We start from the raw sequence: 22,723 nt of genomic DNA, 5'->3' as shown, positions 1-22,723 counted from the left end.
AATTAATGAACAAGTTCAAAATCGCATTCCTGGGTTTCTTTATAGTTTTCGGATTCAGTAAATCCGTTCTGGCTCAGGGAGAAGCAGCGGTACCATTTCTTCTGATCGCACCCGATTCAAGAGGCGGTGGTATTGGAGAGTCCGGAGCCGGTCTTGCGGACAACTCATCGGCTGTATTCTGGAATCCTGCAGGAATTGCGTTCCTAACAGGTCAGGAATTCAGTTTTACCCACTCTAACTGGCTGCCACAGTTCAAACTGGATCTTTTCTATGATTACGCTACTTACAGAAATTATATAGAAGACATCAACGGAAGTGTAACTGCGAGTATCACATACATGAATTATGGTGAGTTCGTCAGAACAGGTCCTGATTCACCCGATCCTCTCGGTACTTTCAGATCATTCGATATGGCTGCAACAGTTGGTTATGCAACAAAATTATCGAAGGACTGGGGTCTGGGTGTTAATTTAAGATTGATACACAGCCGTCTTTCAGATCAGCCAACAGGTCAGGAACAGGGTACCGGTACGGCTACCTCTGTAAGTTTTGACCTTGGTTTCATGTGGAGACCATCCTCACTGGTTTTACCTTTTGTAGACTATGATCTCGGTAACAAATTCTCCATTGGTCTTAATTTAAGTAATCTGGGACCAAAAATATCGTACATCGACAGAGCTCAGGCAGATCCAATCCCGACCCAGTTCAGACTCGGTCTCGCCTACAGAATCCTGTCAGATGAGTACAACAGTCTTACTTATACACTCGACTTCACCAAACTTCTTGTCAGAAGATACGCTGATGGAACAAGTGATGATTTCTATAAAGCTGTTTTCACTGCCTGGGGTGATAAACCGATTGGTGAAGAGCTTGCAGATATCGTAACTTCGATGGGTCTTGAATACTGGTATGGCACCCCCGGTGATTTCCTTTTTGCACTTCGTTCGGGATTCTTTTATGAGGATCCAAATTACGGAAACAGAAAGTTTATCACTCTTGGAGCCGGTATCAGATATGATATTTATGGATTTGATTTCAGTTATATCTCTACCTCCGTCTTCAAGGATGGAGAAAATCATCCATTGAGCGATACACTTCGTTTTACCATTCTTGTTGGATGGGGCGGACTTGTTGATCAAGTTAAAGGATTACCAAGAGGTCTCTAATTTTCAGGATCAGGGGACAGGTGACTGTCCCTTGATTTTTTTTATCTGCAACAGGGCTGTTTTTCGCTTTTCTGTTTTTCTTAATCCCCGATACCCTTATCTTTAAAATTTGTATAAATTTTATTCCCGGCAAATGAAACTACTTAAAACTTCAATATTTCTACTTCTTTTAGTACCGCTGACTCACGGTCAGGTGATGCAACCGGCTGTTTCCATTCAACGGACAGTTTCGAATATCTCCCAACCAACCGGTACAGACACCATTAAAATTCTTGCAGTAATGGCAGAATTTCAACCCGATAATGACAATACAACGGTTGGTAATGGTACTTTCCCTTCCATTTATTCGCAGGACTTTGGAAAGCAAATAGTCGATCCTTTGCCACACGACAGGAACTACTTCCTAGCCCATCTCGAGTTTGTAAAAAACTATTATTACAAAGCTTCGAACGGGAAGCAGACAGTTGTTTTTGAAGTACTTCCAAACAGTGTCACACTTTCAAAAACCATGAGAGATTATTCTCCTCCAATCAATTCCAATGACTTTAAGGTAATGGGTGATTTTGTGCAGGAGACCTGGACTCTGGCAGATCAGGCGAATCCGGGCTTCAATTTCAAGGACTACAACCTTTTCTTTATCTTTCACGCTGGTGTTGGACGCGATGTCAGCCTTCCCGGAAGTCTCGGTAACGAAAGGGATTTGCCTTCAATTTACTTCAATCTGCCTGCCCTGCAAAAGTTTTACGGCAGCGGATACCAGGGTGTGCCGGTTAGTGGAGGGACATTTAATATAAAAAACACCGGGATACTTCCACAGACACAAAACAGGGAAGTTTCCTCATTCAACTCAAGGTTTTTATTTCAAATAACCATCAACGGACTTCTTGTTTCGACTGTTGGCAGTTATCTCGGACTTCCTGACCTTTTTGATACGAATACCGGGCTGAGTGCTATTGGAAGATTTGGATTGATGGACGGTCAGTCTATCTTTGCTTATAACGGAGCTTTTCCGCCTGAGCCATCGCCTTGGGAAAAAATCAGACTGGGTTGGATAACCCCTGTTGAATTTTCAGGTACCTTAAAGGATGTGACGATTTCTGCAAAAAATGTTGCATTGCTCTCCGATACAGTTGTACTTAAGTTGCGGATAAATGAATCAGAATATTTTTTGATTGAAAACCGGCAACGGGATGCTTCAAGAAATGGAGTGACACTTACACTCCGTAACGGTTCTGTGAACACTACAAAAACATACGCAAAAGATACAACAGGATTTTACAGTTATTCGATTGACTCACTTACCGGTGTACTCGTTGATGTCGACGAATTCGACTGGGCACTTCCCGGAAGCGGAATACTGATCTGGCATATTGATGAAAAAGTAATCAATGAAAAAATTGCCGATAACAAGATAAATACTGATAAGAAGAGAAGAGGAGTTGCGGTAGTTGAAGCTGACGGTGTTAACGATATTGGAGAAAAATTCCGTACAATTTTCGGAGATGAAGTTGTAGGTGAAGGAACAGAATATGATTTCTGGTTTGCTGAGAATAAAGCTGATCTTTATAAAAATATTTTTAGCAGCACTTCAAGACCCGACACCCGGAGTAATGAGGGAGCGAATTCTCTCATTACCATGAAAAATTTCTCTCAGAATTTTGGCCGGATGAAAATGACAATCTCTTTGGGGGATTCACTAATTAAACCGGTGATCTTCGGAAAGAGAAGTAATGGATGGGTACCCTCACAAATAATTCTGACAGACAATGGTAATTTTTACCGATATGGGAATTTGCTTGAGGAACAACCAAACGATCTCAGTCCGGGCAGGGTAATTGATTTTGATTTTTCATCGAAACAGGTTGCCCAGACGGTATATTCTTCGAAGAATTATTTTGCGGGTGTTAACGGGAAACAAGTAAAGATTGCTGTTGTTGATCCAGTTACCATCGGGCTGGACACACTTTCCATCAATTCGGACATAACAAGCGATCCTGTAATTACTTCCGGTCCGACTGAAATCCCTGCATTGGCTGTCGGCACTTCAACAGGCGTGATTTACCGTTTTTCATTAGCTCCTTTAAGTCTCATTGAAGCTGTCCCTTCAACAAACCAGGTTCCCGTTACCGATTTATTCTCATCGGGTGGCACTTTAATGTTTGTTCAGAGTACTCCATCCACAATCTACCATGTCGGTGTTTTTAAAGGTAAATCAATCCTTGTGAGTGGAAACTATAAAAATGGAGTGATGGTCGATCAGTCTGGAGTAATCAGATTGATAGTTTTAGAATCGGGTAATACCGTTAAAATATTTAAAAACGACAATGGAACACCGGTGCTTGAAAAAGAATTTAAGCTTCGTTCCTCCAAACCGGTCGAGCAGATTTCGGTTACTGACACCAAAAGGGATGGGAATGTATATATAAATTATGTAGCCGGTAACGAACTTTATTCTGTGAATCTTGAAAATGTACCAGCTGATAATTTCCCGGTTTCAATAAAAGCAGGCGAGGTTTTTATCGGTAAGCCGGTATCTGCAGATTTTATTGGTACAGGTCATCCTGAATTGCTTGCATTTACTGCCACAGGAAATCTTTATGCGTATGACGGAAAAACGGGTAATCTTATTGGTGGTTTTCCTTTGACGATTGGTGATTCACTGAATTATACACCTGCATTCTCCCTCGCCAATAATAAGATTGTTCTGCAGGCATCAGGGAAATCGGGGTTGATAGCAGCATGGGAGCTTAACCTCAACGGGGGAACTCTGTTTTATTCAGGAAAATCGGGAAATAATGCCGGTACTAATTCAATCAAAATCGGCAACGGGTTTCCGGTTTACGGTTCCTATCTGCCGCAGGAAAGTGTTTACAACTACCCGAATCCGGTGGTTTCCGGTCAGACATTCATCAGATATTATGTTTCGGAGGATTCTGATATTTCGGTAAAGATTTTTGATCTGGCAGGAGACTATGTCGCCGAGTTGAAGGGATTTGGACAGGGTGGCATGGATGGAGAAATTAGTTGGAATGTCGGTAATATTCAATCAGGAGTTTACCTGGCGAGAGTTGAAGCAAAGTCAACCGTTTCAGGTAAATCGGATTACAAGATCATTAAAATTGCAATAATAAAGTAACGGTATTTGATGTTCAGGAAACTTGCTATAATTTCAGTTTTTTTGCTTACTGCAAATTCTTTTGCTCAATTTGACAAATACAATTCGGAATTCGAATGGTACACCATCAAAGGGAAGAATGTTGAAGTTCATTTTCACGAAGGTGCAGAAAGAACAGCAAGGGTTGTTCTCAAAATAGCAGAAGAAGTTTGGGATCCTGTCTGTTCTCTCTATGAATATTATCCCGATAAAGTACATTATGTGATTAAAGACATTGATGATTATTCCAACGGTGCGACTTATTTCTTTGACAATAAAATTGAGATTTGGACGAGTGCCCTTGATTTTGATCTAAGGGGCTCACACAACTGGCTGAGGAATGTTATCTCCCATGAATTTACTCATATGGTTCAGATTCAGGCTTCCCTTAAAACCACCAGGTCTGTTCCCGCCGTTTATCTTCAGGTTTTGAATTACGAAGACAAAAGAAGGCCTGACATTTTATACGGTTTCCCGAATGTTATCGCTTCATACCCGTTGGCGATGTTGAACATGCCTGCATGGTTTGCAGAGGGAACAGCCCAGTATATGAGAAAAGAATTTGATTACGATTACTGGGATGCTCACCGTGACATGATCCTAAGGTCATATGTTCTTGACAGCAATATGCTCACATGGAATCAGATGGGGGTATTTGAAAAGACCAGTCTTGGTAATGAATCAGTTTACAATTCAGGATTTGCCCTGACAAAATATATCGCTCAAAAATATGGTGAAGATAAACTGACGAAACTTACAAAAGCACTCGGAAAACTCACAAATTTTTCGTTTGACGCTGCTGCAAGTGACATCCTTGGAATGAGTGGTAAAGAGTTGTATAATGAGTGGGCTGGATTTCTCAAGAAAGATTACAGGGAAAGAATATCTTCTGTCCTTGAGAATAAAGTAACAGGTAATTTAATCGGGGAGACCGGTTTTGGTAACTTCTACCCTTCGCTTTCATCCGACGGGAACAAAATTTACTACATTTCGAATAAAACCAGTGACTATTTTTCACCTACTGCTCTCTATGAATATAATATTGCTTCGAAAGAGGAAAAGGTTCTGATTCCGGGAGTAAGATCCACTTATTCCGAGGTTCCCGGCACTGACCAGATAATCTACTCAAAACTTTCTGACGATAATCCAAACGATTACAAGGTGCATGACATATATGTTTTCGATAAAAAAAGTGAGAAAGAAACCAGACTTACTCACAATTTAAGAGCAAATATGCCGTCAGTTTCGCCGGATGGAAAGAAAATCGTTTTTCTGTTTCAAAAGGACGGAACCACCAACATCGGTACAATCGACATGGATGGAAAGAATTTTAAGCAATTGACTTTCTACGCAAACGGTGAGCAGGTTTTCAAACCGGTGTTCTCTCCTGACAGTAAAATCATTTATTTCGATTATTCCTACCTTCACGGTCGAGACATTGCGATGATACCGGCTGATGGCGGAAGCGTAGAGTTTGTGCTTAATTCGCCAAAAGATGAGAGAAGTCCCGTTCCAACTGCCGACGGCAAACTGATTTACTCATCAGACGAGACAGGTATTTTTAATATCTACAGCTACGATTTGACCAGGAAAGAACCAAAAAGACTTACCAATGTAACAGGTGGTGCTTTCATGCCGTCAGTTGATCGATCGGGAAATATTGCTTATGCCGGCTACACTTCCGGAGGCTACAAGATTTTCTATCTTCCTGTGACCGAACAACAGAGAGTGGATGAAAGCAAAAGGTATGTAAAACGGGAAGACCCGCCTTTAGACAGCAACCAGCCAAAAAAAGACAAAATAGCGGTCGATTGGGACAGGTTAAAAAACTTCAATGATTACCAGTATCCTGATACGGCAAAAACCAAATATTCGGGAGCTTTTTCAAGGCTGAGTATTTTTCCGTTTGTCAGATATGACAACTACAGCACAACAAACAATGTACTTGAAAAGATAAAACCCGGACTTTATGTCAGTTCCTCAGACATGCTGAACAGGTTCAGTATTTTTGCAGGAGGTTCGATAAACACAAGGGGAGAGAGAGATCTTTTTCTAAGTTTCGATTACAGAAACAAACTGCCGCTTCTCCCGGCTCTCGGTTTAAGGCCTGACCTTGGACTTGAGGTGTATAATGTGACGCGAAAAGCAGATGTGGACATCATATTTGAAGAACTGCCCAAAGCCTCCACGAATGTAATCTACAACCTTTTTGAAGTTGACCTGATCGCAAAGCATAAACTTTTCGGAACGGAAAAGGACCTGGAGCTTAGATATATTTACAGCAGCTATACAGCAACTATTGAAAGTTTTATCATCCCCGGAACTGCTTCAGATCTGTATCCGACATTTAACGATACTTATCTGATTGGAAGTAATTTCAGAGCCACCTACAAGACTGACTACAAGAAACCAAACAAGGATATGGATATCAATCCGATCGGGAGTAATCTTGAAATCAGGTATGATTATGAGATGAACAGATTCAATCCTGATGGCGAATATTCGGTGGATAACGGTATTCTGGTGGCACAGTACAAAAATTATAATTTTCACCGTCTTGAAATTAATACAGGCTATTCCTTTGAAACTTTCAGGGGACATTCTCTTGGTGTCAAGTTGAGGGGAGGTACCATTTTTGGGCCATCTGTTCCGGATTTCTTTGATTTCTTCCTCGGTGGACTTGTCGGGATGAAAGCGTATCCATTCTATGCTATAAGTGGTAATGAGATAGTGTATGCGAACCTGACATACAGAATGCCACTCTTCAGGGATATTGATTACAAATTTGGACATCTTTACCTCGACAAGATATATCTTACACTTTTTGGTGATCTTGGAAATGCATGGACGGGGAACCTCTCAGAGTCAGGAAACCTGAAAAAAGGGGTTGGGGCGGAACTCCGGTTTTCTCTGAATTCCTTCTACCTTTTCCCGACAGCGGTGTTTTTCTCAGCCGCATACGGTTTTGATGATGTCACCAAAGCCACTCAAACGGGGGAAGTGGTAAAGTACGGGAAAGAATGGAATTTCTATGGTGGCGTTCTTTTTGGTTTCGATTTTTAAAAAGGAAAATTTATGAAAACACTCCTATTGTTCACAGCTTTCATGCTTTTTAATTTCACTTCCTTTTCGCAGGTTGCAGTTGAAAATAAAATCGAACTCACCGGTGATCTGAAGACAGACGCCAGACTCCTCGCGGGAAGTTATTCGCCTGAGGTGATAAGTGAGATTAATCTTAATCCTCAACAAAAATCGGTTTGGCTGGCAACAATTCTTTCTGCTGCCGTACCCGGCGCGGGTCAGGCATATAATGGTGATTTTTGGAAAACCGCCATATTTGTCGGTCTTGAAGCGGGTCTCATAACTGCTGCAATACTCTACAACAAGAAGGGTGACGATAAAACGAAGGAATTTGAATCGTATGCTGATGAGAACTGGAGTGTTGTCAAATATGCGAACTGGTTAATCGCAAACAGAACTGCTCTGGGTCTGCCTGAAGGTAATGTGACTATCGATCCAAACACATCGCTAAAACCATGGGAGAGAGTCAATTGGACTGAACTGAATCATATCGAAAGCAGATTTTCTCACAAACTGCCAAGATATGGGGAGCAACAATACTACGAATTGATAGGAAAATATCCCCAGTACAACCACGGGTGGAGAGACCAGTTGAACGACAACACACCTGAATATAATGCAAATTTGACACCGATGTTCCTTGGTTACAGTCAGATGAGAGGCGAAGCAAACGATTTTTATAATGCTTCGAGCAGGTTCATTGTTTTTGTTGTAATCAATCACATACTCTCCGCAGGTGAGGCAGCCTGGTCATCCGCGGTTTTTAACAAAAATCTCTCGATGAATCTTCGTTTATCACCCGAAATAATTAATACAGCCATGGATGTTGAGTTTATTCCAAAACTTAATGTCAGCTTGAGGTTTTAATAATTTTTGATGTCTGGTTTGGATGCTCTTCCCAACAATTGATTTTGGAATATTCTGTTTAACCGTTTTAGTTGCAATTTGGTCAGTTTCCGGTAAACCTGCTGTTCAGAAGTATATACTTTTGGCAGCAAGCTTTCTGTTTATCGGATATCTTGACCTGCGTTTTGTACCTGTGTTCTTTCTTACAGGCTGTTCTTCGTTTTATTTTGGGAAGAAGATATCCGCAACTGAAGATGCATCCAAAAGAAAAAAACTTGTTGTTGCTTCCATAATTACAAGTCTTGTCGTTCTTTTTTTCTTCAAATATTTTAGTTTGTTTCTGTCGGGCTTCAACACATTTACAGCCCTTTTGGGTATTGAACAAAGATACTCAACCCACAATCCGGTACTTACTCTCGGTCTGTCATTTTTTACCCTTCAGTCGATAAGTTATGTGGTTGATTTGTATCGTCGTGAATTGACTAAATCCAAATCGGTTTTTGATGTGATGCTCTACCTGGTGTTTTTCCCAAAGTTGATAGCCGGTCCAGTGATGAAGGCATCTGACTTTTTTGCTCAGCTTGGGTCTAATGAGGAAAAAACCGGAATCAAAGCGTCACAAGCCGCCTCATTGATTTTGAAGGGGTTGTTCAAAAAACTTGTTATAGCCAACTATCTCGCGATTCAAATCGTGGATCCGGTTTTTCAAAATCCTGAGAATTTCTCTTCGTTTGACGCAATTGCTGGTGCCTTTGCTTTTGCGTTGCAATTCTATTGCAATTTTAGCGCATATAGTGATATTGCTTCCGGAATCGCTCTTCTTATGGGGTATGAACTTCCCGAAAACTTCAATCAGCCATTCCGAGCAAAACGACTCAGGGATTTTTGGAAAAGGTGGAATGTTACTGTGACTGAGTGGTTTAGAAATTATCTTTACATACAATTAGGCGGTAACAAAAACGGAAGATCGCTCACTTACAGAAATCTCTTTATCACTGTGGTGCTGGGTGGAATCTGGTACGGAGCCGGATTTAATTTTGTTCTTTTCGGTATTCTGAACGGTGCGGGTTTGGTTTTCGAGCGATATATATCTGAAAAGAGAGATGGAGTCGTAGATACTCTGCCGATGAGAATTGTTTCATCTCTGTTAGTTATTACATTTGTAAGTTTGAGTCTTGTTTTTGTAAGAGCAGAAAGCTTTTCGATGGCGTTGGACTATTTTAAAACCGTTTTTAGATTCGATTTTTCATCTTCATTTCTGACCCCACTTGGATTTTCCATAGTGATGTGGGGTATTTTATCCCATTTTCTTCCAAAAGACTGGGGTTCAATAGTCAGAGTAAACTTTGAAAAGTTGCATCCTTTATCTCAGGCGATGACGATAGGTATTGCTGTTCTCGTGATCAGAACCTTTGGGCTGGATATTGAAGCAAACATTAACAGTTTTCTGTTCTAAGAGGGGCACTTGAATCAACCTAAACAGTACAGACTTGTTACCGTTATTAAAATGACCCTTGTGGTCGTTGTATTTCTGTCGTTATTCAATTCGGTTGATATCATCAAATGGATTTACAGAATGCCCGTTGAATCCGGGTTAAGAGATTTTCTGATTCAGGTCTATGAACCTGTTTATGCTGTATGCAGCAAGGTGCCTTACACAAATCTAACCGCATCAACGAGAGAAAAATACAGAAATTTTGCCGAGATCGAGTATCGGGCAACGATGGATTATGATCCGGCATCACTTCTTTCGGTTAAGAAGTATCCATGGCTAACACCTTCAGATAAAAAGGAGATGAATCTTGCGGCAAAGATTGATTCACTCGCTGTGAATCCTGCACCAGATTCTGTCACCATTGATGAGAGTACTGTACTTCAGGTTTTGCTCATTGGCGATTCGATGTTGAAAGTTGGGTTTGGTGACAATCTTCAAAAAGCCCTTAAAGAAATCAGTAATGTTGATGTAACATATTTCGGTAAAAGTGCCACAGGTTTGGTGAGACAGGACTATTTCGACTGGTTTCAGCAACTGGACAAACTTTGCAAAGGGAAAAAATTTCATCTGATTGTAATTATGATCGGAGCAAACGATGCTCAGGGGATTCGGCAGGATGGAAAGGACATTCAGTACGGCAGTGAGCCCTGGATCGATTTATACAGGAGTAAAGTTAATCTTTTTGCCCGCATGATTTCCAATTATTCACAGAAATTTTATTGGATAGGGATGCCACCAATGCTTTCCAAAGGTTTTGATGGCAGGATGAGAACCCTTTCAAAGATATTTGAGGAAGAGACAGGAAAGATGCCCAACGGCAAGTTTATTTCAGCCATTAATGTACTTGGGGACAATAAAGGGAACTACACAGCATACATCAAAAGCGGAGGGAAACAGCTTTTGGTCAGAGCAAATGATGGGATACACCTCACAAATAGTGGGGGAGAGTTGTTAACACAAGCCGTAATTGAAAAATTTAAGGTAGATTTCAAAAGATAATATGAAAAAGTTTGGAAAATATGAGAGATAATTTAGTAGTAATCGTCGGTCGTCCCAATGTTGGGAAATCGACTCTGTTCAACCGGCTGACCGGAACAAAAGATGCGATCGTTGACGATGTCAGCGGAGTAACCAGAGACAGGCAATTTGGATATGTCGAATGGAACCTGAAAAAATTCAGGCTTATCGATACAGGCGGCTATGTTCCTGATTCTCCGGATCAGTTCGAAACTGCAATCAGAGAGCAGGTTGAGATAGCCCTTACCGAGGCTGACAAAATTATTTTCGTGGTTGACGGCAGAACCGGCTTGCTTCCGATAGATGAAGTAATAGCCGATTTATTAAGAACTTCCGGCAAAAGGACGATCCTCTGTGTAAACAAAATCGATTCTGAAAAGCTGGAAAATAATGTGCACGAGTTTTACTCTCTTGGGTTTGGAGAGCCGCACCCCATTTCCGCTCTGAACGGAAGAATGACTGGCGATTTCCTCGAGGTAATCATTGACGGGTTCCCGCTCGCTGAGGAAGACCCATTGGATGAAGGTTTGAAGATTGCATTTGTCGGCAGGCCCAATGTAGGAAAATCGTCACTTACTAATGCTCTTCTCGGAGTCGACAGAAGCATCGTGACGAATATTCCCGGTACTACAAGGGATTCGATCGACAGCATTATCAAGTTTTATGGTGAAGAGATCACAATTGTCGATACCGCGGGACTGAGACGGAAATCAAAGATCAAAGAGAACATTGAATATTATTCTTCGGTCAGGACCTTGAGAGCGATCGCAGATGCCCACATAGTGGTGCTGATGGTTGATGCTGTTCAGGGCTTCGAGAATCAGGAACAAAAGATTCTGGAAGAGGCTATTCAACGAAGAAAAGGTGTGATTATCGCCGTCAACAAATGGGATCTGGTCGAGAAAGACAGCAACACTGCCAAGTATTATGAAAAAGTGCTGACACAAACTCTCGGTAAATATGATTATTTCCCGGTGGTTTTTATATCTGCCGTGACCAAGCAGCGGATATTCAAACTCATCGAAATGGCAAAAGAGATCCAGCAGGAGCGGCACAAAAAAATTCCAACGAGTGAGTTGAACGATAAAATTCTTAAAGAGATAGAAGCTTCACCACCACCGGCGACACACACAGGAAAAGAAGTCAGAATAAAATTTATCAACCAGGTAGGTGATAATTACCCCGTTTTTCTTTTCTTTTGCAATTATCCAAAAGCTGTTTCCGATAACTACAGAAGGTTCCTCGAAAAAGCCATAAGAAGGCATTTTGGATTTAAAGGAGTTCCTTTTACAATATCATTTAAAGAAAAATAATGAAACACCTGATCAAGAAAATTGTTATCATCGGGAGCAGGGCTGCAGGACCTGCTGCTGCAGCAAAGGCGAGGAGAGAGAATCCCGATGCTGAGATAACGGTAATTGATTCAGGAAGATATGTATCCACTGGGACCTGCGAGATTCCTTACCTGATCTCCGGCGAGGTCGCTTCACCCGGTGAATTGCTCTTTTTTTCAAAGGAAGATTTTTCGCGCCATTATAATGTCGAACTTCTTCTCGAAACAAAGGTACTGTCCATAAATTCGCGGAGTAGAGTCCTTCGTGCTGAAAAAAACGGTACGGAGTTCGACCTGCTCTACGACCGGCTGGTGCTTGCCACAGGTGCCCGGCACAAAATACATCCGCTGTTTCCCCGTGAAGCTGAGAATGTGTTTTATGTCCGCAATATTGAGGAAATTGAACAACTCATCAATCGGTCAGAGACTGTAAATAAAAGATGGTGCGTTGTGGGTGCGTCATACTCAGGTATCGAATTTGCTGAATCGTTGAAGAAATCAGGAAATGAAGTTTTTCTAATTGATAAAGAACCCTTGCCTGCTCACGGATTTGTGAAGGAGATCAGGGAACTCATTAAAGAAGCACTCGTTTCAGAGGATATCGATTTCTACGGAAACACCAGCGACTTGAAAGTGTTTTCCGATGGCGGGAAGGTCAGGAAAATAAAAATAGACGGAAGACTTAAGGAATGTGACTTTGTTCTTGTGGCTATTGGCATTGAACCAAATGTTGATCTCGCAAGAAGTGCAGGACTTGAAATTGGAACCTGTGGGGGGATCAAAGTTGACAGCAGAATGAAAACATCTGACCCGTATATTTTCGCAGCAGGCGATTGTGTAGAACTTAAGGAAAAAGTTACAGGGAGACCTGCGTGGCTGCCTATGGCGAAACTCGCGAGGGACGGGGGACACATCGCCGGAGCAAATGCTGCAGGCGGCAATGAATTTTTGAATCCCGTTATCCGTAATGTATCGTTGAGAGTGTTTAACAATTTTGCCACCACAACAGGTATTTGCACTTCAAGAATGGAAAAATATCAGATTCCGTATAAATCCGTCTCTGCCACTTCTGATGCAATTATTAAGGTAATGCCTGACTTTCACAAAGTGTTTGGGAAAATTTTCTACGGAAATGACGGTAAAATTCTTGGTGCAGGTTTTTTTGGCGGGAGAGAGGTCTCAGGATATTGTGATATCATCGCGCTCGCAATCAAGGCTGGTCTCAAAATTACCGATTTGAAGGAGAGCAACTTTAATTATACTCCGACTCTTTCACCCTTTAAGAATCTACTCGAAATCCTTGCATATAAAGCAGTTCAAAAATAATCCGGAAAACTCATTGAATCGTACCAAACTCGTCCTTGCAATTTTTAGCTTACTATTCTGCTTCAATTATTCCGTCTATTCACAGAAATATCCCGATTCAAAAGTGCACGCTCTTATCGAGAGGGGAATTACATTTCTCTCCGGTTCCCGCTATGACAGTGCAAAGGCTACATTTGGAAGACTGGAGAAGGACTATCCGTCACTACCTTTCGGCTCGCTTTACCTTGCAGGAGTTGAGATCGTAAAAGCATACGACTGGGGTGTCCCTTTCAACGAATCTTATATTGTGAGCAAGCTTGAACGGGCTGAAGATATTGCCGACCAAAATTATGACAAAAACAGCAAGAGTGTGTGGAATACCTATGCCATGGCTCTCATCTATTCATATGAGGCATATTTCGATTTTATCAAGGAAGACTGGTTTGGAGTATTCAAGACGGGGACAAGTGCCCTTAAGTATTTCGAAAGGTGTTCTGAGCTTGATAAAAAATTTTATGAGGCTTCCACTGCCATCGCGATTTTTGACTATTGGAAGAGTTCGAAAACAAAAGACCTTTCCTGGCTTCCTTTCCTTGAAGATAATTCGGAGCAGGCAATTAAGATTCTGGAGAGGAACAGAAATTACTACTCCTATAACGACTTCCTGACTGCCAATTCACTCGCCTGGATTTACATCGATAAAAAACAGTACGCAAAAGCACTGAATCTTTGCAATGAAATCCTTAAAAAAGCACCCGGAAACAGGATTGTAAAGTGGACAAAAGCCAGGGCACTTGAGGAGATCGACAAAAAAAAGGCGATCGAAGTATACGGACAGATTCTCTCAACATTTCCTGTCTCAACAAATTATTACTATTTCAATATAGTGACTCTTAAACATAAGATTGCCATGAATTATGAAAAACTTAAGATGTACAAAGAGGCACTTAAGTACTGTGAAGAGATACTGGCTATGAAAAATTTCAATTCGTGGGACGAGAAAAAACTTGCGGAACGGCTCAAAAGAGTGAAACAGCTTCGCGACTCATTGAAAAAAAGGGTGTAATCTTTTCTATAACATTAATAAAGTGGATTTTCTTGATTATTTTACGCTGATAATTTTTTGATATCCGGAGCAAATACCTGTAATGAGTGAAGATGGAAGATTAGATGAACTGCTGAAGCTCTGCAAAGAGAAGATACCCAACGCTGACCTGGCTCTTATTAAAAAAGCCTATGAATTTGCCGCTATTGCCCACCAAAATGACAAACGAGCATCCGATGAACCCTACTTTAGCCACCCGCTTGCTGTAGCCCGCATACTGATAGAAGAAATTCCCTTCGATGATGTTTCAATCGCCTGTGGCTTGCTGCACGATGTGGTTGAAGACAACGAGGAGTATTCTTCAGACCTGATAAAAAGAAATTTTGGAGCGGATGTTGCCATTATAGTGGACGGACTGACCAAAATAAAAGAGCTTTTCCGTTCGGCTGAAATAAACCAGGCAGAAAACTACAGAAAACTCCTGATGTCGATTATGAAAGATATCAGGGTGATCATCGTGAAATTTGCCGACCGTCTTCACAATATGCGAACCCTTGAATATCTGGAACCTGACAAGCGAAAAAGAATTGCCACGGAGACTCTCGAAATTTATGCCCCGCTTGCTCACCGGTTTGGATTGGGAAAAATTAAATGGGAACTTGAGGACCTTGCTTTCAAGGAATTGAACAGAAATGCCTACGACGATATTCGAAAAAAACTGAATTTGAAAAGGGACGAGAGAAATGAATATCTGGACAGGTTCTCGGCACCGATTCTGGCTGCACTCGAAGAGAAAAACTTTAAATGTGAATTGAGTGGCAGACCAAAACACCTCTACAGCATTTACAGGAAGATGATTAAGCAGAACAAACCCTTCGAAGAGATATTTGACCTTTTCGCGATAAGATTGATTTTGGATTCTGACAATTCCTTCGATTGTTATACGGTTTTTGGTATCATCAATGCGCTTTATATTCCTGTTCCCGACAGATTTAAGGACTATATAGCCATTCCGAAGGTTAATAATTATCAGTCGATTCACACAGCTCTGATAGGTCCCGAGGGAAGGGTTGTGGAGGTGCAGATCAGGACTCGAAAAATGCACGAAATTGCCGAGAGGGGCGTTGCTGCTCACTGGCGGTATAAGGAAGGGAACACCGTAAAGGACAGAAATACAGATGATTATGTCCAGTGGATCAGGGAAATGGTGGAAAGTTCGGGCAGCGATGATCTGAAAAAAAATATTATCGAAAACTTCAAGTTAAATCTCTACGAGAACGAAATTTTTGTCATGACTCCGAAGGGAGACCTGAAAAGGTTGCCGGTCAGATCGACTCCGGTGGACTTCGCATTCGCCATACATTCCAATATTGGGCATCATTGTATAGGGGCGAAAGTAAACAAAAAAATTGTCCCCCTCGATTTTGTGTTGAATCGTGGTGATCAGGTTGAGATAATTACCTCAAAAAATCAGCACCCCAATAAAAACTGGCTAAAATTTGTTCAGACTCAAAAAGCCAAATCTGAAATCAGAAAGTGGCTCAATAAAGAGGAAGAGGTCTTTATTGAGAGCGGCAGAGAGATCTGGGAGAAGAGGTTAAAGAAATTAAAACTCACTCTTGGTGAGAATGAGATTGCCAAAATACTTCAGAGGAACAAGTTTCATCATACCCGTCAGATGTTTAAGATGCTTGGGCAGGGGAATATCACAATTGAAGCGATTTTGGAAGAACCAAAGGAGAAGGATCATAAATTACAGGGTTCTCCCAACATAGAGTTTGAGGATTTCGCCCGTTATGCCAGAGGAACGGGTGGTGAACTTGTTGTGGATGGTGAAGAAATAAAGATGATGCTCTCATATTCCAAGTGTTGTAATCCGATTCCGGGTGATGAAGTTGCAGGATTTATTACAACCGGTGAGGGTATAAGGATTCACAGGAAGACTTGCCGTAACCTTATTGAGAAGTCGAAAGTGGAACCGGAGAAAGTTGTCTCTATAAAATGGCCCGAAGTCGAGAATTCATCCTTCATTGCTGGTCTGGTTATTCGCGGGGACGATTCCGCCGGTATGCTAAAGGATATTGCAAATACCATAGTAAGCTACAACAATACATCGATCAAGTCAATCAGCCTCGACACGAGCGATTCATTTTTCGAAGGACAGGTAACTCTCTTTGTGCAGGACCTTAATCATCTTTCAAGAATTATCGACCGCCTGAAGAAGGTTAAGGGGGTTTATTCCGTCACCAGAATGGCTGAGGCTAAATAGTGGCTGAAGGACGCATTCTCTCGATTGATTACGGTTCGAAGAGAGTGGGCATAGCACTAAGTGATCCCCTGAAGATAATCGCCTCGCCTTACGATACCTTCGAGAACAATTCAGTTTTAATTGAAAAAATCGTGATTCTGGTAAAGGAGAAAGATGTAGTGCGGATAATTGTCGGTTACCCCTTAAATGGTGACGGTACAAAAACGGTATTATCCGACATTATCGAGAAATTTTCAAAAACGATTGAGCAGGAGACAGGGGTTTCAGTTGAATTGTATGATGAGAGATATTCCTCATCTATAGCGAGTGAAAGAATTCTCCAATCCGTGGCAAAAAAGTCGAAAAGACGAAATAAATCACTGGTTGACAAATTTGCCGCAGCGGTAATACTTGAAGATTATCTTAAGGAGTTTGGATAATTGCCATGATGTCCTTTAAATCAAATCCGCTCACAGTAATCAGGTTTATACTCGTTTCACTTCTTGCTGTTGTCTCTTCCATCTATTATCCACTGATAATTGTTGGTACCATCGTTTACAATGAGTTGTACCTTATCCTGTTGGTTGCCAATTTGATTATAAACGGCTGGGATTTGATCGCCAACTACAACATCTACAAAGAAAAAAGTGAGCAATACAGTTCTTTGGCAAGAGATTTGGGAATAAGAAAGAAGAATCTGTGGTTGTTCATTGACTTGCTGGCTGTTTTTCCTTATGAATTGTTTGGTTTGGTGCCTGTTCTCCTTCTGAGGTCATTAAAATTGTTGAGACTCTCACAACATCAAAAACTTTGGCGGCGGAGAGACCTCAAGCGAAATGATTTTTTATACATTGTGTTTTTCCTTTTTTGGATCACCCTCGCCGCTCACTGGCTGGCATGCGGGTGGATAGCTCTTGAGCCCGGCGTACAGACGAAAGACACCCTCTCTCTCTACATTGAGGCGATGTACTGGACAATTCAAACTCTTACAACTGTTGGATTTGGCGACATTGTTGCTGAAACCAGAGGACAGATGGTCTACTCCATGGTGGTTATGATGTTTGGAGTTGGTATTTATGGCTGGTTGATTGGTAATGTTGCAGGTATATTGTCGAAGCGGGATTCCGTGGAACAATATTACTATGAAAATATGGAAAGACTTAAAACTATTGTTGGTAACAGAGGGCTCCCTCCGGAACTCCAGCACAAAATAGGGGATTACTACGATTATATTTTCTCGCGGAATTATTCAGGGAAGGATGAACAGATATTTTTAAATTCCTTGCCTGAATCGTTGCGAAATGAAGTAATGATAAGCCTTAAGCAGAGAATTATCAGGATGATAACTGCTTTTTCGGAATCTCCGGAAGACTTTATTCGTGAGATATCAGGTGAATTGAAAACAGAGATATTCATTCCTGGAGATGTAATTTTTGAAGAGGGAGCCACTGGCGACAAAATGTACTTTCTGTTGTCCGGAGAGTTGGAAGTGGTCGGTGGACAAGAGCGAAAGCATATTGCAACTCTGAAAGCCGGTGACTTTTTCGGTGAAATTGCCCTTTTTGAAAATACAAAAAGAAACGCCACCATCATCTCAAAAAGTTATGCGGAGGCATATTCGCTGGACAAGGCAGCATTCAATTATGTCCTGCTAAGATTCCCGGAGGTAGCATCTGTAATTATGGCAAAAGCTGCAGAAAGACAATCTTCCAACGGTAAGTCTGCAGACTAATCGGTAATAATCTTGTTCACCTCATTTTCGAGTGAATGTACTGCATCATTAACAGTCTCTGAAACATCGAGCAAATTACTGATCGCCTGTTTGGTATCGATACTGAGTTTTTCAACAGCGAGAAGATTACTTCCGATTGAAGCGACGCTATTCTGAGCTACCGTCATTGCTTTTTTGAACATTTCGAATTGCGGTATCAATTCTTTGTTCTTGTCAAGGATGATGCTGAGGTCATCAATCATTTTTTGAATCTCTCTAAAACCTTCAAGTGATCTGCTGTGGTATTTGGAAACAGTTTCGACACCGTCTGCAACAGATCCTTTCACATCTTCGATAATCTCACCAATCTCGTTTAACGAGTTAAATGTATTTTCGGAAAGCCGTTTTATCTCATCCGCAATAACTTTGAATCCCAAACCTGCTTCGCCGGCTTTTTCGGCTTCAATGGCAGCATTCAGTGAAATGAGATTGGTTCTGTCGGCAATATTCGAAATGGTTGTGATCACCCTGGAAATATTTGCAGTTCTTTTGTTGATGTTATTTAATTTTTGAACGATGGAACCGGTTGATTTACCAATTTCAACAATTGAATCGCCGATATTTCCAATGTTGTTCTGCCCCTGTAAAATAAGATTGCCTGTTTCTTCCACTGCCTCGGTAAGTCTGACGGTGTCATCTGCAAGAGCTTTGGTAATATTATCAATTTCTTCACCGAAGTGACGCACATTTTTGTTTGCTATGTCCTGCTCGGCGAATGTATTCTCCAGAAATGCTGCTGCGTCATTTAGAGTGCCGGCAGATGATTTCAGATAGTTACCGGCTGATTTTATCCTTATCGAGAGACCTCTCAAGTCAAATATCATTTTCCTCATGAAAAACCAGAGTTTGGTTATTTCATCTTTTGACGAACTTTCATCTTTCTGTGATGTTTTGATACCTTTGTTCAGTTCTTCATACTTTTCTACAGCAGCCCGCAAGTTACCGTTGGCTACGAATGCCAGAACATCTGAGATCGAGGAAACCGGTTTCGTAGTCCTCTGAATCACAAAGAAAATAAATATCGCAAGCACTGAGGCACCGGTAAAACCGACAAAAAGAATGACATTATTGAGAAAATAAAGCCCTGAGAAGAGTTCGTTCTCAGGTATCATTATTCCTACTGACCACCCTGCCGACTTCATCGGGATGTAATAAATTCTGTAATCCTCCCCTGATACGGGTTCCACTATTTTGTTAAACCCGGTTTCACCGGCTACCATTTTTCTACCAATTAGACTGAATTCCTCATCCTGAAGTCTTTCAGAAAGACTGAAAACCGTTTCATTCAAAATCAGAGATGAGTCTCTGTGAGAGATGAAGGTTCCAAATCTGCTGATTGCGAAGGCATAGCCATTTTGAAGAATCTTGATATTTGAGATTACATTGCGAAGCTGAGTGAGATCAACATCGGCGGTTACAATTCCTCTTGTTTTGCCCGAAACCTTGTCGAAAAACGGTACGGAATAAGTAATCATCAAATTCTCCCCGCCACCTGTGTCATAATATGGCTCTGACCAGATTGCTCTCTTCAGGATGAAGGGAATCTGGTACCAGTCCCAAAGTTCGTATTTATACTCTTCTTTGGCAAGGTCTGTGTAAATTACCGAATCTTTGTTCCTGTAATAATAGGGAGCATAGGGGAGTGAGTCTTTTCTTGCAGATGGTTCAAAAGCGATACAAATGCCGTAAACCCCGGGATTATCCTTAAGGATATCTTTAATAAGGGTGGAATTGCGGGTCGTATCATAAGGAAAGTTGGAGAGTACAGCCGATAGTGCCTCAGGAATTTTCTCGACATTTGAGAGGTACGATTCCATCATATTGACTTTTGCCTCGGTGATGTTCCTTGAATCCTCTTCAATTCCTTCGAGGATAATTGATCTGGAGACAAAATAGTTGGAGAGGTAAATCGCAACCAGGATAACAAGGGAAATGAGGAGTATATATACAGATAATCTCTTGTTGAGAGGCAGAGAGCGTATTTTCTTTATCATTTCCTGACCTCTTTGAAGAAGGAATCGTAGTTGATATCACCTTTAATCCTTTTTGCATCTTTCAATACCTGAATGGCGATAGCAAATGAGCGTTTATCGAGAACAGGGTCGATAGTGTCATTCACCGGCGAAATGATATCCTCCATGGTGTTCAACATCCGCATCTGGTGAGCGTAGTTGGCGGAGAGACCAGCTTTTCTTTTCAATTTCATACATTCATTTACGGTCTCTTCCTTGTTCCTGAATGCTTCAATCCAGCCTTCCATTGATGCCAGAAGGAAATTTTTACAGACTTCCTTGTTGTCCCTCAGAAACTCATCCGTACAATAAATTCCATCCTCGGGGACATTCAAGCCATAATTTGCAATCCTGAAGAGGGTAAGGTCATCCTCACTGATTCCTGAAAAAATTATGCTGTTCAGTTCATTGTAGTCCATGACCACTTGTGCATCCACACCTCCCATTAGAAAAAGATTGACAGTTGACCTGACGGGTACAAATTTTGAATTGAGGTTGTATTTGGTCAGGAATGCCTGAGGGAGTTCACGGAAACCCGCCTGCCATATGGCGATCTTTTTATTGTTGAGATCATTTAGCTGCTTTATGCCTCTTGATTTTAGTCCTGCAATTGTAAGTGCAGATTTTTTAGAGATTTGCCCGATTAATCTGTATTTGAATCCATGGTCATAATCTTCCAAAGCTCCTGAAAGAAAGTTGGTAATAAAATTTGCACCCCCTGCCTTGAGATAATCAATTGCATTATCCTTAAATCCGGTGTGCCTTATCGTTACATCCAAACCGTATTTTTTATAAATTCCTTTTGTTATTGCAACATAGTAACCGGCGAATTGTGCCTGTGGCTGCCAGTGGACAGCAAGAATGATCTTCCTCAACGAGCTGTTACTCTGCATCGGCAACAATGCGAAGATGCCTGTCACAAAGAAGAGCAGGAATATTTTAAGGCGGTTTGGACTAAAATATCTCATAAAATTTCAAAACTAAATGGTTCGCAACGATAATTGTGATACAAAAAAACAATATTTGAAAAGGAATTATTTAATTTAAGATGAATCACTCATATTACAAAAAAAAGTGAGTAAATTTACACTCAAGATGTTCTGAAATTGTCCCAAATCAACAAACAATCAAATATTTGATGAAAAAGATACTGATAATTGAAGATGATGAGAGTTTGCGCTCGAGTCTGGATGAAATTCTAACCACAGAGGGGTTTGAAGTTCTGGCAACCCCAAATGGTGTCAGTGCACTTGAGGCGGTGCCCTTATTCAATCCTGATTTAATCATCTCCGATGTTTCGATGCCGGAGATGGATGGATACGAGCTGCTGGCAGAGCTTGCAAAAAATGAATCGTGGGCTACAACTCCATTCATCTTTCTCACTGCTCACAGTGAAAGAAATTATCGAAGAAAAGCCATGGAACTGGGAGCAGATGATTTTTTGATCAAGCCTTTTTCCGTGGATGAGCTTTTGTTGACAATTGATGCCCGCCTTAAAAAAAGTGACAAAGTGCGCCAGGTAAGCGATGACAGAATCAAATCCATCACGAAGAGTATCTCTTTCAGCCTTCCTCACGAATTGAACACACCTCTCTCGGGAATTATTGGATTTTCAGAAATCATGATGAATGAAGCTGACCTGATGTCTCCGGATGAGGTAAGAGAAATGGCAGGCTTCATAAATGAATCCTCAATGCGTCTGAAAAAGACAATCGGCAAATACCTCAATTATTCCAAATTACAGGTACTCCTGAATGACGCAGTCGAAAGGCGAAGTCTGCTGAAGAGTGATTCCATCATTTCCAATGAACTGGTGGAGGCGGTAATGAACAAGGAAAAATTTGAGAAAAAGAGATTCGAGGATCTTGTGGTAGACCTTGAGACTGCTGTCGTCTTGATCAACGGTGATTATCTGGCTCTTCTTATATCTGAACTTATTGAAAATGCGCTAAAATTTTCACGGTCAGGTTCAAAAGTGTTGATCAATGGCAAGAAGGGGAACAAGGTTTATTGGTTGACTGTCTATGACAAGGGGAGGGGAATGACTTCCCGTCAACTGGCAGATATTGGTGCTTTTGTGCAGTTTAACAGGGACATGTTCGAGCAACAGGGATCGGGTCTGGGACTCGCCATAGTAAAGAGTATCATGGCAATTTTTGAGGGGAATGTTAGGTTTAGTTCTGAACCGGGCTTGGGAACGACTGTCACTCTGGAACTGAAACTGAATAAAGAGTAAATTTATTGGAGTGA

At 41.3% G+C, this 22,723-nt stretch carries 15 protein-coding genes; 13 read left to right on the top strand and 2 right to left on the bottom strand.

Features of this window, described 5'->3' with window-relative positions; translation table 11 throughout:
- Nucleotides 1–5 precede the first annotated feature (5 nt).
- The 12 genes from LCH52_14765 (at nucleotide 6) to LCH52_14710 (ending at nucleotide 18,422) form a co-directional block, all read left to right on the top strand.
- Nucleotides 6–1,166 (top strand): PorV/PorQ family protein, encoded by a 1,161-nt coding sequence (locus LCH52_14765; protein MCA0389747.1) that lies wholly within the window; start codon nucleotides 6–8, stop codon nucleotides 1,164–1,166.
- A gap of 133 nt (nucleotides 1,167–1,299) precedes the next feature.
- Nucleotides 1,300–4,302: a T9SS type A sorting domain-containing protein gene (locus LCH52_14760; GenBank protein ID MCA0389746.1), complete on the top strand. Its 3,003-nt coding sequence runs from the start codon at nucleotides 1,300–1,302 to the stop codon at nucleotides 4,300–4,302.
- A gap of 9 nt (nucleotides 4,303–4,311) precedes the next feature.
- Nucleotides 4,312–7,383, top strand: coding sequence for a biopolymer transporter Tol (locus LCH52_14755; GenBank protein MCA0389745.1), 3,072 nt, complete (start codon nucleotides 4,312–4,314; stop codon nucleotides 7,381–7,383).
- Between the two features lie 12 nt (nucleotides 7,384–7,395).
- The gene (locus tag LCH52_14750) at nucleotides 7,396–8,268 is read left to right on the top strand and encodes a DUF5683 domain-containing protein (protein MCA0389744.1); all 873 of its coding nucleotides are present in this window, start codon (nucleotides 7,396–7,398) and stop codon (nucleotides 8,266–8,268) included.
- A 22-nt stretch (nucleotides 8,269–8,290) separates the two neighbouring features.
- Nucleotides 8,291–9,703: an MBOAT family protein gene (locus LCH52_14745; protein ID MCA0389743.1), complete on the top strand. Its 1,413-nt coding sequence runs from the start codon at nucleotides 8,291–8,293 to the stop codon at nucleotides 9,701–9,703.
- Nucleotides 9,704–9,712: 9 nt separating this feature from the next.
- Nucleotides 9,713–10,741 carry a DUF459 domain-containing protein gene (locus LCH52_14740; protein MCA0389742.1) on the top strand — a complete coding sequence of 343 codons (1,029 nt, stop codon included), beginning with the start codon at nucleotides 9,713–9,715 and terminating at the stop codon, nucleotides 10,739–10,741.
- A gap of 20 nt (nucleotides 10,742–10,761) precedes the next feature.
- Nucleotides 10,762–12,072, top strand: coding sequence for a ribosome biogenesis GTPase Der (gene der, locus LCH52_14735; protein MCA0389741.1), 1,311 nt, complete (start codon nucleotides 10,762–10,764; stop codon nucleotides 12,070–12,072).
- Complete coding sequence (locus LCH52_14730) at nucleotides 12,072–13,418, top strand: FAD-dependent oxidoreductase (protein ID MCA0389740.1); 1,347 nt, start codon at nucleotides 12,072–12,074, stop codon at nucleotides 13,416–13,418. Before der ends, LCH52_14730 begins: the two co-directional genes overlap by 1 nt.
- Nucleotides 13,419–13,431: 13 nt before the next feature.
- On the top strand, nucleotides 13,432–14,463 hold the full coding sequence (locus tag LCH52_14725) for a hypothetical protein (protein MCA0389739.1): 1,032 nt from the start codon (nucleotides 13,432–13,434) through the stop codon (nucleotides 14,461–14,463).
- Nucleotides 14,464–14,545: 82 nt separating this feature from the next.
- The gene (locus LCH52_14720; GenBank protein ID MCA0389738.1) at nucleotides 14,546–16,711 is read left to right on the top strand and encodes a bifunctional (p)ppGpp synthetase/guanosine-3',5'-bis(diphosphate) 3'-pyrophosphohydrolase; all 2,166 of its coding nucleotides are present in this window, start codon (nucleotides 14,546–14,548) and stop codon (nucleotides 16,709–16,711) included.
- The gene (ruvX, locus tag LCH52_14715) at nucleotides 16,711–17,130 is read left to right on the top strand and encodes a Holliday junction resolvase RuvX (protein MCA0389737.1); all 420 of its coding nucleotides are present in this window, start codon (nucleotides 16,711–16,713) and stop codon (nucleotides 17,128–17,130) included. The genes LCH52_14720 and ruvX overlap by 1 nt, the downstream gene beginning before the upstream one ends.
- Before the next feature lie 5 nt (nucleotides 17,131–17,135).
- Nucleotides 17,136–18,422 (top strand): cyclic nucleotide-binding domain-containing protein, encoded by a 1,287-nt coding sequence (locus LCH52_14710; protein ID MCA0389736.1) that lies wholly within the window; start codon nucleotides 17,136–17,138, stop codon nucleotides 18,420–18,422.
- Here the strand turns inward: LCH52_14710 and LCH52_14705 are convergent.
- On the bottom strand, nucleotides 18,419–20,455 hold the full coding sequence (locus LCH52_14705) for a methyl-accepting chemotaxis protein (GenBank protein ID MCA0389735.1): 2,037 nt from the start codon (nucleotides 20,453–20,455) through the stop codon (nucleotides 18,419–18,421). The two genes, LCH52_14710 and LCH52_14705, sit on opposite strands and share 4 nt — an antisense overlap.
- Nucleotides 20,452–21,441: an ABC transporter substrate-binding protein gene (locus tag LCH52_14700; protein MCA0389734.1), complete on the bottom strand. Its 990-nt coding sequence runs from the start codon at nucleotides 21,439–21,441 to the stop codon at nucleotides 20,452–20,454. Before LCH52_14700 ends, LCH52_14705 begins: the two co-directional genes overlap by 4 nt.
- Nucleotides 21,442–21,611: 170 nt before the next feature.
- Between LCH52_14700 and LCH52_14695 the strand changes: the two genes are divergently transcribed.
- Nucleotides 21,612–22,709 (top strand): response regulator, encoded by a 1,098-nt coding sequence (locus LCH52_14695; protein MCA0389733.1) that lies wholly within the window; start codon nucleotides 21,612–21,614, stop codon nucleotides 22,707–22,709.
- Nucleotides 22,710–22,723: the final 14 nt, after the last annotated feature.

It is taken from the genome of Bacteroidota bacterium (assembly GCA_020161395.1).
Taxonomy (GTDB): domain Bacteria; phylum Bacteroidota; class Ignavibacteria; order Ignavibacteriales; family Ignavibacteriaceae; genus UTCHB3.
This window is presented reverse-complemented; position numbering and strand designations above follow the sequence as displayed.

Excerpts from the sequence above, each read along its gene's own strand:
- LCH52_14765 (MCA0389747.1), top strand. The coding sequence starts at position 6 with ATGAACAAGTTCAAAATCGCATTCCTGGGTTTCTTTATAGTTTTCGGA.
- LCH52_14760 (MCA0389746.1), top strand. The coding sequence starts at position 1,300 with ATGAAACTACTTAAAACTTCAATATTTCTACTTCTTTTAGTACCGCTG.
- LCH52_14755 (MCA0389745.1), top strand. The coding sequence starts at position 4,312 with ATGTTCAGGAAACTTGCTATAATTTCAGTTTTTTTGCTTACTGCAAAT.
- LCH52_14750 (MCA0389744.1), top strand. The coding sequence starts at position 7,396 with ATGAAAACACTCCTATTGTTCACAGCTTTCATGCTTTTTAATTTCACT.
- LCH52_14745 (MCA0389743.1), top strand. The coding sequence starts at position 8,291 with ATGCTCTTCCCAACAATTGATTTTGGAATATTCTGTTTAACCGTTTTA.
- der (MCA0389741.1), top strand. The coding sequence starts at position 10,762 with ATGAGAGATAATTTAGTAGTAATCGTCGGTCGTCCCAATGTTGGGAAA.
- LCH52_14730 (MCA0389740.1), top strand. The coding sequence starts at position 12,072 with ATGAAACACCTGATCAAGAAAATTGTTATCATCGGGAGCAGGGCTGCA.
- LCH52_14720 (MCA0389738.1), top strand. The coding sequence starts at position 14,546 with ATGAGTGAAGATGGAAGATTAGATGAACTGCTGAAGCTCTGCAAAGAG.
- LCH52_14710 (MCA0389736.1), top strand. The coding sequence starts at position 17,136 with ATGATGTCCTTTAAATCAAATCCGCTCACAGTAATCAGGTTTATACTC.
- LCH52_14705 (MCA0389735.1), bottom strand. The coding sequence starts at position 20,455 with ATGATAAAGAAAATACGCTCTCTGCCTCTCAACAAGAGATTATCTGTA.
- LCH52_14700 (MCA0389734.1), bottom strand. The coding sequence starts at position 21,441 with ATGAGATATTTTAGTCCAAACCGCCTTAAAATATTCCTGCTCTTCTTT.
- LCH52_14695 (MCA0389733.1), top strand. The coding sequence starts at position 21,612 with ATGAAAAAGATACTGATAATTGAAGATGATGAGAGTTTGCGCTCGAGT.